We start from the raw sequence: 390 nt of genomic DNA on the forward strand, positions 1-390 counted from the left end.
GTTCATATTATCTTTTTTATTCTTTTTGAACTTTAGGGCTAAATCTAAATTTTGACTGATTGTTTGATTTTCAAGTAAAGCAAAATTTTGAAACAAATACCCTAACGTATATCTATAAAAATCGACTTTCTTTTTTAGTAACTTATCTTCAATATATATGCTTCCTTGTGATACATCTTCGAACCCAGCGATTATGTTAAGTAAAGTAGATTTTCCAGCGCCACTTTCTCCAACTAAAGCATATGATTTTCCTTTTTCAAAATTAAAGTTACATCCGTCTAAAATGTTTTTATTACCTTTTTTTACAAAAACATTTTCAAGTTTTATCACTATCGGTCACCTCATTTTAAAAAGCTAGGAATATCTTTTGTAATGTATTCTATCGAACGC

The 390-nt window shown here is 27.9% G+C and carries 1 protein-coding gene; it reads right to left on the reverse strand.

Annotation, left to right across the window (positions count from 1 at the left end):
- The coding region (locus tag J1M36_RS12525; protein ID WP_206480054.1) for an ATP-binding cassette domain-containing protein at positions 1–330 on the reverse strand (330 nt) is incomplete at its 3' end.
- Positions 331–390: the final 60 nt, after the last annotated feature.

Origin of the sequence: Kocuria sp. KRD140 (genome assembly GCF_017168375.1) — a bacterium.
GTDB classification, from domain to species: Bacteria; Actinomycetota; Actinomycetes; order Actinomycetales; family Micrococcaceae; genus Kocuria; species Kocuria marina.